Genomic DNA, 12,334 nt, shown 5'->3' on the forward strand with positions numbered 1-12,334 from the left:
CGCGACCCTACTGCCGGACGTGGAGCTGGCGGAGACGGAGACGCCCCCCATGCTGGGCCTGCTGTCGTTTCGGGCACCGGAGCGCGTGACGGTATGGCGCACTGCGCGCCCTCCGCGTCCCCGTGCGCTACCTGCATAACGGAGCGAAAGGCTCGCATACGCCGAGGCGGACGCGTCCCCCGAGGACCGTGGTCTCGGCGACGCGTCCGCCCGGTGTACTGGGGCCGGTCGGGTGGGCGGTGACGCCCAGGACGTGAACGCGTCGGGTGGCGCTACTCTTCGCGAAACTCAAGGTCAAGCACGGAACCGTGCTGGTCGTGGTCGACCAGACGGCCTCGATCAGGGCCTTGCCGCTGGCGGTCGAGCGGGCCATGGGCTGCCCGGTCGCCTACCCGCCCGGACTAACGATGCAGCGGATCGCCGACCTCTATCCCGGCGAGGCCAAGACCGACGCGAAGGACCTGTTCATCATCGCCACCGCGGCCCAACGCGAGAGCAATGCTCATTACCCGTGGATCAGCTCGGGAGGGCACACGTGGAGGGCGTATTCCCGAGTGATCGATTGACTGGCATCGAGTAGGCCCGCGTTCGCAGCGCGGGTCGGGAAGGCACGCCCGTGCTCAGCGTAGTGAACGACGATGGCACCGCCGCCAACGGCTCCTCTCCGATCGACGAGATCGTCCGGGACGGCGCCCGGCGCATGCTCGCGGCGGCCCTGGAGGCCGAAATCGACTCTTATATAGCCGAGTTGGCCGCTCAGAGGGACGACGTCGGCCGACGGCTCGTGGTTCGCAACGGCTACCACCAGCCTCGCAAGGTCACCACCGCGGCCGGGGTGGTCGAGGTGAAGGCACCGCGGGTGAACGACAAGCGCCTCGACGAGGCCATGGGCGAGCGCAAGCGGTTCTCCTCGGCGATCCTTCCGCCGTGGTGCCGAAAGTCGCCGAAGATCAGCGAGGTGCTGCCGCTGCTCTACCTGCACGGCCTGTACTCGGGCGATTTCGTCCCCGCGCTGGAGCAGTTCCTCGGCAGCCCGGCCCGGGCTTTCCCCGGCCACGGTCACCCGCCTCACCCAGCAGTGGCAGACCGACCACGCCACGTTCATGGACCGCGACCTGGCGGACGTCGACTACGTGTACGTGTGGGCCGACGGCATCCACCTTAAGGTCCGCCTGGAAGAAGCCAGGGCCTGTGTCCTGGTGCTCATCGGGGGCCGCACCGACGGTTCCAAGGAACTGGTCGCGCTCAAGGACGGCTACCGCGAGTCCACCGAGTCGTGGGCCGACCTGATGCGCGACTGCGCACGCCGGGGCATGCGCGCCCCCGTGCTCGCGGTCGGCGACGGCGCCCTGGGCTTCTGGAATGCCCTGGCCGAGGTGCTCCCCGAAACCCGTGAACAAAGGTGCTGGGTTCACAAAACCGCCAACGTCCTCGGCTCCATGCCGAAGACCGCGCAGCCCGGCGCGAAAAAGGCCATCCAGGACATCTACAACGCCGAGGACCGTGACCACGCCGAGGCGGCGGTCAAGACGTTCGCCAAGCTCTACGGCGCGAAGTTCCCCAAGGCCGTCAAAAAGATCACCGAGGACGAGCCCGAGCTGCTGGCGTTCTACGACTTCCCGGCCGAGCACTGGATCCACCTGCGCACCACGAACCCCATCGAGTCCACCTTCTCCACCGTCCGGCTGCGGACCAAGGTCACCCGCGGCGCCGACTCCCGCACTGCCGCCCTGTCGATGGTCTTCAAACTCGTCGAAGCCGCCCGGCAGCGGTGGCGGGCCGTGAACGCACCGCACCTCGTCGCCCTCGTCCGCGCCGGAGCCCGCTTCGAAGGCGGCCAGCTCGTCGAACGGCCCGACGATCGGCTCCAAGCCGAGGCTGCTTAAGGTGGCGTGATGCCTGCAGCGGCAAGTCTCGATGAGAAAGCGAGCGGCATGGACATCGTCGTCGACGACCTCTCCGGTCGGCAGATCGCCGAGTTCCTCGAAGAGCACGTACAGGAGATGCGCTCCATCACACCGCTGGAGAGCAAGCATGCCCTCGACCTCGACGAACTTCGCGTCCCCGAGGTCGCCTTCTGGTCGGTCCTGGACGGTGACGCGCTGGTGGGTTGCCGTGCGATCAAGAAGCTGGACGCGGGTCACGCAGAGCTGAAGTCGATGCGCACCTCGTCGGCGCGCAAGCGAAGCGGGATCGCATCCCAGCTGCTGGAGCACGTCCTAACCGAGGCCAAGCGTATCCGGCCACGCCGCACAGCACCCCGCTGGTCGCGAAGGCGATTCCTTGCACAGTGGGGCGGGGTGGGCATGGTGCCGACGCGTTCGAGTGCGCCGGCACCGATGACCCGATTCAGCAGACCCTCTGGGGGAGCTTGGACGGGGTGACGGTTGCGGCATGTCGCTCCGTGCCCTTGACGAAGCGTGCGATGACCATTTGGCCACCGGCCCTGGCGTGGCATTCACCCGTCCACGTCGTCCGTCCGATGGCCAGCTTGTGGTTCTTGTACGCCTCCAGGTAGGGGCGGATCTTCTCCGCACTTGTGCTGTTGGTGGCCTCCACCGCGTCCACGATGGTCTGAACGGCGCTGTAGCCGGTGAGGAAGGCGAGCGACTGGGTAACGGGCTTGTCGGCCTTCTCCGCAGCCTTGAATGCCTTGGCCGCCTCGGGGTCCTTGGCCTGGCCGGGGGTGACCGCGGCGAAGCTGATGGAGTAGGTCTTCCGCAGGTCCGGAACGGCCGGCGTCCAGAAGTTGCCGTCGAATCCGGTGCTCAGCAACAGCGGAGCGGTGACACCCGCCGCGCGCAACTTCCGTATAGCGGTGGCGCCCTGTGGCGGGTATCCGCAGAGCATGACGCCATCGACCTTTGCGGCGGCCGCCTTCACGCGGCTCACCGCCGAGACGACCGCGGACTCGCTCGCCTGCTGGAAGGAATCCTTGGTGACCCGGCCGCCATGTGCCCTGAATGCCCCGGAGAAGCCAACCTCGCAGGTCGCCTTCTGAGCCGCCAGCCCGGTGTCCTGGAGTACATAAGCCTTGCGCCACTTGAGGGTGGTGTACGCGTACTCGGCCAGCGCCGCCCCTTGCGTGGGACCCCCCGTGCCGAGGTTGAACACGTTGTCGCCGAGGCTCTTGCCGAATCGGGTGTCGTCGGCGGCGCCGAGAACGATCAGGCCGCGCTTGGCACCGATGCGGGCAGCAGCGCGACCGTAGTTGTAGTCGATGGTCGGCACGAGGAACTGCGCTCCCTCGTTGACGACGTCCTGGGCGGCGGCCGTTCCCTGGGCGATGTTCGAAGCGGTATCCGCCGTTATCACCTTGATCTTGTGTCCCTTGATGCCGCCCTTCGTGTTGATCTCATCCGCGGCCAGCCGGACACCGGTCAGGGTGTTGCCGTCGTAGGCGTTGATCGGCCCCGTCAACGCAATGGGCATTCCGATCACGATCGGACCGGACGGAATCCCGTGCCCGGAGTCTGCGGACTCGTTCTTCCCTCCCCCACATGCGGCGAGCGTCGAGATTGCGATCAGCCCTGCACAAACGCGTATTGCCTTGGATCTCATGTGACCTGACTTCCGGAGCGGAGAGGAACCACCCATAGATGGGGAGCAAGTGCCGAGAGATCCATCGAGTCGCCTCGCCACTCGGCCGCCATGGGTCTGAATGTACGACTCAGAGATGCCACTATTAATTGAGACCTCAGAGAGATCTCAATTCTGCGTGTCTTGCAACGAAGCCTGCACAGCCTCGTACTGAAGTCTCCGGAGCACACTGCTGGGTGAGGTGTCCGCCATCATGCTTCCTCCGACGGACCGGCGGATGTCCCGGCTGACCAGCCCCCAGGAGGGCTTTCCGACGGGGAACAGCTCGGCTGTCTCCAATTCCCCGAGCAAAGGCCGAATACGCTTGTCCTTGCCGTGGGCGAGTATCCGCTGGGTCGCTGATGTGGTGACCGGCAGCAGACCGTAGCGGTCGACGAACCGGTCATGGTTCTCGGCCTGGTAGACATACCCGAGGAAGGCTCGGATCTCCTCTCGGTTCCCGTTCGCCTTGAAGGCCATGATCCATTGGGCGTCGCTCATGCTGCGATGCACGCGTCGGCCATTGCTGGGTGTCGGCGCCACACCGTAGTCGAATTTCCTGCGGTCTGCCTGGCCCATGAGAGTTGAACTGCCGTTGACCATACCGACTTCGCCGCGAGTGAAGAGGTCGAACAGTTGCTGCCGATCCGCGATGGCGGGATTGGCCGTGGTGAGACCGGCCCCGACCAGGTTCACCCGCAGCCAGTTGAGGGCCTGGACATTCGCAGGCGCGTCGATGGCGTAGTCGTCGTACTCGGCGATGCCGCCCCCGTTGTTCAGCATCCAGGTCATGGCTTCCACATGTGCGTCCTCCTCACCCAGCGGCAGCCCGAACGGGATGGTGATCCCGGCCGCCGCGAGTGCGTCAGCCGCCTGTCTCAATTCACGCCAGGTACTCGGCGGGGAATCGGGGTCGAGACCCGCCTTGGCAAACAGCCTCTTGTTGTAGAAGAGCATCTGGATACCGGCCACGAAGGGCATCCCGTACTGCACATGGCGCACCGTGCCGGCCTTGGCGAGAGGGGAAATGAAGTCGGCCTCCGTTGGGACTGAGAGCACCCGGTCGGCGGTGTAGAGCTGTCCGGCCGCGGCGTACTGGGCGAACGAGCCGATCTGCGCGATGTCCGGGGTCTCGCCTTGTCTGATGAGTTCTGCCACAGCCTCCTCGGCGCTCCCCCGGCTGTGCACCTCGACATCGACCGTGATTCCGGGGTGCTCTCTCTCGAACTTTTGGATCAATGCGTCCCAGTAGACCTGGGTGGGATTGTTGCCCTCCAGATCGCTGAAGTCAGTGGCGATCATTTTGAGAACCGTCGGATGGTCACCGGGCGCACTGCATCGCGCACTTCCCCACAGCGCAGGGCCGGCCAATCCCGCCGCGATGCCCATGAATCCGCGTCGGTTCATGCTTCTTCTCATTCTGCAACCTTCTCGATTCCGAAGCCGGTTGGCAGGAAGCTGCGACGCCCCGGTTCGGCATCCGACGATGAACATGGGATATGTGTCGTCGTGCTGGACCGGGGCGTCTGGCAGGATCCTCAGAGCGGAAGGGGTATCGCTCTTGCAGAGGAGCGGTCTACCGCTCTCCGAGCCAGGACCCCACTGTCATGACCTGTGCGCCTCGCCCGGGAAAGACCCGCTCCATGAAGAAGTCGTGGACGTCCGCCTCGGCATCCGCGCAGGCATCGCTCATGACGGTGAGCCGGTAGTCGCGATCCAGGGCGTCGTAGAGCGTTGCCGCGACCATGGCGCTGGTCGCCACGCCTGTGAGCAAGATCGATTCGACATGCCGCGCGCGCAGCACCAGGTCGAGTTCCGTTCCGACGAATGCGCTGGTGCGGCGCTTGGTGATGACGACATCCTCTGCTTGCGGCGCCAGTTGCGGAACGACGTCCGTCTCCCCGGATCCCTCATGAAACAGCGTGCCGGCTTGGTGGAGCGCTGTGAACGAGGTGTTGTTCTCGGAGACATCGACTCCCGAGGCACGCAGTTCTGTGCGTACGAAGACAACGAGGATGCCGTGCTCGCGAGCCACGGATACAAACGACTGCATGGGGTGCAGGGGCGCCCGGGAGAACGGGTAGTTCGCCAGTATGCCGGTCTGCATGTCACCGACGATCAGTGCGGTGTTGGTGCGCCGGGTCACCCGATCTCCTCCGTGTCGTGAATCTGAGGCAGTGAATCCTGAGCGGTGGACTGTTCCGCCTTTCGCCCTGCCGTCAGCAGGATCGTCATTCCGATGATCATGATGAGGGCGATGGCCAGGAGGGCGTAGGTGAAGTCGCCGGTCGCGTCCGCGATGGCGCCGGTCATATAGGGGCCGATGAAGCCGCTGACGTTGCTCACCGAGTTGATCAGCGCGATGCCCGAGGCTGCGGCGGCACCGGTCAGACACAGTGGCGGCAGTCGCCAGAAGTGCGGCATAGCGGTGAAGATGCCGGAGACGCTGACGCAGAACGCCGCGATGAACAGGACGTCGTTGTGGGTGAAGGTGGCCAGCAGCAGACCTACGACACCGAAGGCCATGGGTACCGCGGTGGAGAACACCACGGACCGGCGTGCCGCCACCTTGGCCCAGGCGAGCATGGCGACGATGGCGATGGCCGAGGGGATGCCGGCGAGCAGCACACTGCTGACATCCGAGATCGTGGAGGCGTTCCCGGTGAGCGTGGAGATCATCGTCGGCAGAAAGAAGGCGATGGGGTACAGCCCGAAGACGATGGCGAAGAAGGCGAAGGACAGCATCCACACGTGTCCGCTGGAGAGCGCCTGGCGCATCCCGGTGAGTGCGCCGTGTGCGTTCTGCTGGGCGGTTTCCAGGGTGAGCCGATGCTGGATGGCGTCCTTCTCCTGGGGTGTCAGCCACTTCGCGTCGGCGGGCCGGTCCGGCAGCAGGCAGTAGATCAGGGTGCCGGACAGGATGGTGAAGAGGCCCTCGGTGAAGAACAACGACCGCCACCCGGCGTACCCGGTGAGCTGTTCGCCCCAGGACAGCATGGCCGCGGCGAGTGGCGATCCTATGATGCCGGACAGCGGAATCATGATGAAGAAGATCGACATGGCCCATGCGCGCTGTCTCCTGGGAAACCAGAAGGTCATGTACAGCAGGATTCCGGCGGCCAGCCCGGCCTCCGCGAAACCGAGCAGGATTCGCATGACGTAGAGCTGGCCAACGCTCTGCACGGCCGCGGTTCCCATGGTGACGAGGCCCCAGGAGACCAGGATGCGGGTGATCCAATTCCGCGCTCCGAACCGGCGCAGCATCATGTTGCTGGGGATTTCCACGAGAATGTAGCCGATGAAGAACAGGCCGGAGGCCAGGCCCATCTGTCCGGCGGTGATGCCGAGGCTCTTGTTGAGCGACTGTGCCACGTAGCCGAGATTGGCACGGTCGATGTAGCTCATCACGTAGGCGAGGCCGATGAGCGGGATGATGCGGATACCTACCTTGCGCCATACACGGCGCATGTCATCGTCGGTCTCTGTCAGGGCGGTGACCTCGGCCATGGCGGGGTCCTCTCGGTGAGCGGTTTCCGAGGGTGGTGAGGTGGGGGGCGGGGTTGGTGCGGCGGGGCCGGTGCTACGGGCGCCGGGGCGGTGCTACGGGCGCCGAGCGGCGCGCCGGCGCTGCGTTGCCGCCGTGTCGATCGCGCCGTCGGGGGTGATGACGACTCCGTAGTCGCGGGTCGCCGCGGAGGCGGTGACTTTCCCGTCGAGTACGTCCTGGAGGACACGGTCGGGATCCCGGGTGAAGGGGTCCCCGTGACCGCCTCCGCCGGCGGTGACGTGCCGGTGGCGTTCGCCGGCGGCGAGGAGCTGGACGACCTTGGCGGGGAGTGTCTGCTCCTGTGGGGTGCCGGGGTTGAGGATGTTGGACGACGGTGTGCCCTGGGCTCCGCCATCGAGGCCGTAGGGCAGGTGGGTGCGCCGGTCGGAGCGGATCTGCACCGAGACCGTGGGGGCGAGGACCGTCATGTCGCGGAAGGTCGACAGGCCGCCGCGCCACCGGCCGGCGCCGCCGGTGTCGGGCAGGTAGCCGTAGCCGTCGATGCGCACATGGCCGGACTGCTCGAGTTCCTCCACCGGTACGTTGGCCAGGTTGGCGCCGAGCGGGCTGACACCGTCCACACCGTCGCGGTCCGGGCGGGCTCCCCAGGCCCCGCACAGGATGTCCCACAGGACGTTGGTGGTTCCGTTCTCCCCGGTGATGCCGATGGCCACGGAGTCCGGCCCGCCGTCGCCCGCGGCCGGGACCCGGTCGGGGAAGACGGGAGCCAGCGCTCCGAGGACGGTGTCGATGACGCGGTAGGCGACCAGGCCCCGGGCGCCGCGGGCCGAGGGCCTTCGGCCGTTGAGGATGGATGCCTCGGGGATCGTGAAGGTGAGGGGCCGGTAGAAGCCGCTGTTGGCCGGGATGTCGGATCCCAGAGCGCCCTGGATGGCCGCGTAGGAGGCGGACCGGGTGAAGGACTCGGTGGCGTTGAGGGCCGAGGCGACCTGGGGGGAGGACCCGGTGAAGTCCATGTGCAGGGTGTCCCCGGTGATGGTGACGGTGACGCGGAAGGGGATGGGCGGCGAGCCCATGCCGTCGTCGTCGATGAAGTCCTCGAACGCGTAGGCACCGTCGGGGGCCTTGGCGAGCGCCGCGCGCAGCAGGGTCTCGGAGTGGGCGAGGAGTTCCTCGTTGAGTGCGGCCAGCCCGTCGGTGCCGTGGCGTCCGGCCAGCTCCTTGAGTCCTTCCCCGCCCGCGTGACACGCGGCGAGCTGTGCCTCCAGGTCGCCACGGAGAAGGTCCGGCTCGCGTACGTTGCGGAGGATGAGCGCGAGGAAGGTCTCGTTGAGCGTGCCCGCGTCGTACAGCCGGGACGGCGGTATCTGCACGCCTTCGGCGAAGATGCTGGTGGACTGTACCGCCATGGATCCCGCGGCCCAGCCTCCCACGTCCACGTGGTTGACGACGGTGACCGAGTAGCCGAGCAGCTCCTGCCCCGAGGTGAACACCGGGGCGATCGCGAAGATGTCGGGCAGGTGCATGCCGCCCAGGTCGGGATCGTTGAGAAGGTAGACGTCGCCCGGACGGACGGAGTCGCCGAAGGCCGTCAGCACGGCGCCCATGGCCTCGGGGATGGAGCCGAGGTGCACCGGACAGGTGTTGGCCTGTGCGATCACCCGTCCCGAGGCGTCACACAGCGCGGCCGAGAAGTCCATGCTGGAGGCGACGATCTGGGAGTGCGCGGTGCGCAGAATGGTGATCGCCATCTCGTCCGCGAGTCCGGTCACCGCGTTCCGGTAGACCTCGAACGTGGCGGCGTCGCTGATCGGGCGCGGGCTCATGAGGCTGCCTCCGGGGCGGTGGTCGTCCAGCTGATGACGATGTTGTTGAAGCGGTCGCGGTGGGCGGTGGCCTCCGGTGGTACGAGGGTGGTGGAATCCATGTCCTCGATGACGAGGGGGCCTTGCCGGGGCTCCGGTGACAGTGCGGCGCGGGGGATGACCGGGGTCGGCTCGGTCCGGTCGAATCGGCACTCCCGAGTCGTTGCGGCACGGGGCACCGACGGCGGCAGGCCCAGGAGCCGCTCGACACCGATGGGATTGCGCACCCGCCCGCGGACACGGAGGTTGACGATCTCCACGAGCTCGTCGGTACCGGCGCGGCCGTAGGTGCGGTGGTGCTCGGCGTGGAACCGCTGCCGCACGGAGGCCATCAGGCCGGAGTCCAGCTTCCCGTCGGGCACGGTGACGGACAGCTCGAACCGCTGACCGCGGTAGCGCATGTCGAGGACCCGCTGTACCTCGGTGTGCGCCGAGGGGGCGGCCTCCGCCAGGGCCTCGGTGACTTCCTTGGCCATCCGGTCGAACTCCGCGCCGAGCAGGTCCAGTGCGTCGAGGTCCGCCCGGTGGGGCACCACCGCCTGCCGTTCGGTGTCGGCGACGAGGAGTCCCAGACTGCTGAACAGCCCGGTGTGCACGGGGACGATGACGGTGTCGATACCGAGTTCCCGGGCGATGGCCGCGCCGTAGAGGGGCCCGGCGCCGCCGAATGCCACCATGACCGCCTCCCGCGGATCGCGGCCGCGTTCGCTGGTGACGGCCTTGACGGCCTTGGTCATGCTGGACACGGCGACCTCGTAGGCTCCGCGCGCGGCCGCCGGGATGTCCACGCCGAGGTCGTGGGCCACCGGGGCGATGGCCCGCCGGGCGAGGTCCGGCTCGATGGCCACCCGTCCCCCGGCCAGGGCCTGCGGGCTGAGGTAGCCCAGGACCACGTTGGCATCGGTCAGCGTGGGGCTGGTCCCTCCGTTGCCGTAACAGGCGGGACCGGGCCGGGACCCGGCGCTCTCCGGTCCGACCCGCAGGGATCCGGCGACGTCGGTGGAGATGACGCTGCCCCCGCCCGCACCCACTTCGGCGATGTCGATGGAGGGCACGCGCACCGCGTATCCCGCCCCCTTGCCCATGCCGCGGGTGATGTTCATGCCCCCGCCGACCTCGTAGTCGCCGGCGACGAACGGTTCCCCGTTCTCGATGAGGGATGCCTTGGCCGTGGTGCCGCCCATGTCGAAGGCGACCACCGAGTCGAGGGCCATGAGCTGGGAGAGTTTCCGTACGGCGATGACGCCGGCGGCGGGCCCCGACTCGATGATCTGTACCGGGCGCCCCACCACCGAGGGGGCGTCGAGGAGACCACCGCTGGACTGCATGATCATCAAGGGCGCGGAGACGCCCGCTTCCCGCAGATCCTCGCCGAGCGCCGTGACATAGTCATGGACCTGGGGGCCCACATAGCTGTTGACGACCGCGGTACTGGTGCGCTCGTACTCCTGCATCTGAGGCGTGATGTCGACGGAGGCGGTCACATAGGTGCCGGGCAGGAGGGCCCGCAGTTCGGCGGCGGCCCGGCGCTCCTCCTCGGGACGGACATAGGAGTTGATCAGGCACACCGCCACCGCCTCGATGCCCTCGGCCCGGATCTCGCCTGCCACCCGCGCCAGTTCAGCGAAGTCCACCGGGGGCTCGAGGTGGCCGTCGGCGATGATGCGCTGGTCGATCTCGTAGCGGTGGCGCCGGGGAACCAGCGGGGTCGGCCGCTGCCAGGAGAGGTCGTACAGCAGGGGGCGGCGCAGGCGCCCGAGTTCCAGAACGTCCCGGAATCCCCGCGTGGTCACCAGGGCGGTACGGGCTCCCCGCATCTCCAGAATGGCGTTGGTGGCCACCGTGGTGGCGTGCAGCATCGCCGTGACCTGGTGCGGGAGCGCGTCCGCCGCGGAGAGCGCGGTCCTGGTTCCGCCGAGGACGCCGCTGCCGAAGTCCGGCGGTGTGGAGAGGACCTTCACGGGGACGACCCGGCCGCCCGGGCCCAGGGCGATGACATCGGTGAAGGTCCCGCCGATGTCGGCGGCGACTCGCCAGCTTCCGTCGAGATCGGTCTTGGCAGGTCCTGGCACGTTCGACTCCTTGAAAAGCGGCCCCGGAGGGCTCCCTCACGCCGCCCCTCCGGCAGCTGCGAAGACCATAAGGCAGATCTGAGATCTCAACAATGACTTCTGAGATCTTTGTTGTGCGCGACACCACGCCTCCGTGCACGTGACGTCTTCTGTCCCGCGGCTTCTATCCCGCGGCAGGCGCAGGCGGCCGGGCCTCCCCCGCGCTGCCCGCACTCCTCCGAGTCAGCGCCCTGAGCCGCCGCCCCACTTCCTCGAGACTGGCCGCGGATCCGCCGTACAGCATGCGAACGTGCGTGCCCGGCCCGGCGAAGGCGTCTCCGGCGAGGGCGGTCAGACCGTGATCCATCAGCAGCCGTTCCAACCGGCGTCCCTGGAAGCCGAGGGGCGTGCAGTCGACGAAGGCGAAAATCCCGGCGTCGGGCCGCACCGATACGAGGCCGGCGCTTTCCAGCCCGTCGCGAAGAATGTCGCGCCGGGCCCGCATGGTTGCGAACTCTCGCTCGATCCACTGCTGTGGGCCGGTCACGACGGCATGCGCCGCGGCCTGGGCCACGTCCCCGACGTTGATGGCGTCCCATTCGAAGGCACGGTGTACCGGCTCCAGCAGGTGGGCGGGCGCGTGCACATATCCGACCCGCCAGCTGGTGAAGGCGTAGTTCTTACTGAGGCTGGTGACGGTGACCAGGTCCGGATGATGATCGCGCAGCAGCATCTGCGGCACATAACCGGGCCCGTCCCATACATACCGCTCGTAGGACTCGTCGGAGAAGACGATCAGACCGTGGCGCGCGGCGACAGCCAGAAGCTGACACAGCCGCTCCCGGCTGGGCACATAACCGGTCGGATTGTTGGGGTTGCAGATCAGCAGCGCCCGGGCGGCCGGAGTGACCGCGGCCTCTACAGCTGCCGGAACATGGTCCCAGCCGCGGCTCTCGTCGGACGGTACGTACACCGGCCGGGCTCCCGCCAGGCGGATCATGCCGTCGAAGAAATAGCTCGGAGCGGGGACCACGACCTCGTCGCCCGGCGACAGCAGGGCCCTCAGCGCCACGCTCATCCCGTGCTGGGCGCCATGGGTGATCAGCAATTCGCTCTCCGGATCCACGGCGAGCCCGTGCACGGCCTCCAGGCGCGAGGCGATTGCCCGACGGAGTTCCGCGGAACCTCGACTGCGCCGAGGGAACACCTCACTTGCGGCCGTCCGCGCCGCCTCCACGACGTGCTCCGGCATGGGAATCATGGGCACACCGCGGAAGGGGACCATGGCCGCACGGTCCGATGGTGCCGCCTGGGCGCGGTCGGCTAGTTCG

Annotated in this window: 8 protein-coding genes and 2 pseudogenes; 3 read left to right on the plus strand and 7 right to left on the minus strand. The window is 67.6% G+C overall.

All coding sequences use genetic code 11. The annotated features are described in order from the left end of the window. Positions 1-281: 281 nt before the first annotated feature. The 3 genes and pseudogenes from AS97_RS10220 to AS97_RS10230 form a co-directional block, all read left to right on the plus strand. A pseudogene (locus AS97_RS10220) lies at positions 282-488 on the plus strand (transposase); the annotation flags it as partial. A 128-nt stretch (positions 489-616) separates the two neighbouring features. Next, positions 617-1,886 (plus strand): annotated as a pseudogene (locus AS97_RS10225) (IS256 family transposase). Positions 1,887-1,934: 48 nt separating this feature from the next. Beyond that, positions 1,935-2,384 (plus strand): GNAT family N-acetyltransferase, encoded by a 450-nt coding sequence (locus AS97_RS10230; protein ID WP_210567183.1) that lies wholly within the window; start codon positions 1,935-1,937, stop codon positions 2,382-2,384. Here the strand turns inward: AS97_RS10230 and AS97_RS10235 are convergent. From AS97_RS10235 to AS97_RS10265, 7 genes are all read right to left on the minus strand, one after another. Continuing rightward, entirely contained in the window at positions 2,350-3,597 is a 1,248-nt protein-coding gene (locus tag AS97_RS10235) for an ABC transporter substrate-binding protein (RefSeq protein ID WP_312847035.1), read from the minus strand. The genes AS97_RS10230 and AS97_RS10235 overlap by 35 nt on opposite strands. Positions 3,598-3,708: 111 nt before the next feature. Next, positions 3,709-4,986: an extracellular solute-binding protein gene (locus AS97_RS10240; protein WP_210564749.1), complete on the minus strand. Its 1,278-nt coding sequence runs from the start codon at positions 4,984-4,986 to the stop codon at positions 3,709-3,711. 169 nt (positions 4,987-5,155) lie between these two features. Then, the gene (locus AS97_RS10245; protein ID WP_236669762.1) at positions 5,156-5,725 is read right to left on the minus strand and encodes a cysteine hydrolase; all 570 of its coding nucleotides are present in this window, start codon (positions 5,723-5,725) and stop codon (positions 5,156-5,158) included. Then, positions 5,722-7,086 carry an MFS transporter gene (locus tag AS97_RS10250; protein WP_059148100.1) on the minus strand — a complete coding sequence of 455 codons (1,365 nt, stop codon included), beginning with the start codon at positions 7,084-7,086 and terminating at the stop codon, positions 5,722-5,724. Before AS97_RS10250 ends, AS97_RS10245 begins: the two co-directional genes overlap by 4 nt. A 93-nt stretch (positions 7,087-7,179) precedes the next feature. After that, entirely contained in the window at positions 7,180-8,913 is a 1,734-nt protein-coding gene (locus tag AS97_RS10255) for a hydantoinase B/oxoprolinase family protein (RefSeq protein WP_125758480.1), read from the minus strand. Then, positions 8,910-11,024 (minus strand): hydantoinase/oxoprolinase family protein, encoded by a 2,115-nt coding sequence (locus tag AS97_RS10260; protein ID WP_210564750.1) that lies wholly within the window; start codon positions 11,022-11,024, stop codon positions 8,910-8,912. Before AS97_RS10260 ends, AS97_RS10255 begins: the two co-directional genes overlap by 4 nt. Positions 11,025-11,187: 163 nt before the next feature. Beyond that, the gene (locus tag AS97_RS10265) at positions 11,188-12,255 is read right to left on the minus strand and encodes a pyridoxal phosphate-dependent aminotransferase (RefSeq protein WP_247204313.1); all 1,068 of its coding nucleotides are present in this window, start codon (positions 12,253-12,255) and stop codon (positions 11,188-11,190) included. Positions 12,256-12,334 lie beyond the last annotated feature (79 nt).

This window comes from Streptomyces sp. AgN23 (assembly GCF_001598115.1).
GTDB classification, from domain to species: domain Bacteria; phylum Actinomycetota; class Actinomycetes; order Streptomycetales; family Streptomycetaceae; genus Streptomyces; species Streptomyces antimycoticus.

Bases quoted from the DNA above. Each gene is read 5' to 3' on its own strand.
- AS97_RS10255 (WP_125758480.1), bottom strand. From the start codon at position 8,913: ATGAGCCCGCGCCCGATCAGCGACGCCGCCACGTTCGAGGTCTACCGG.
- AS97_RS10240 (WP_210564749.1), bottom strand. From the start codon at position 4,986: ATGAACCGACGCGGATTCATGGGCATCGCGGCGGGATTGGCCGGCCCT.
- AS97_RS10230 (WP_210567183.1), top strand. From the start codon at position 1,935: ATGGACATCGTCGTCGACGACCTCTCCGGTCGGCAGATCGCCGAGTTC.
- AS97_RS10235 (WP_312847035.1), bottom strand. From the start codon at position 3,597: ATGGGTGGTTCCTCTCCGCTCCGGAAGTCAGGTCACATGAGATCCAAG.
- AS97_RS10265 (WP_247204313.1), bottom strand. From the start codon at position 12,255: ATGCCGGAGCACGTCGTGGAGGCGGCGCGGACGGCCGCAAGTGAGGTG.
- AS97_RS10250 (WP_059148100.1), bottom strand. From the start codon at position 7,086: ATGGCCGAGGTCACCGCCCTGACAGAGACCGACGATGACATGCGCCGT.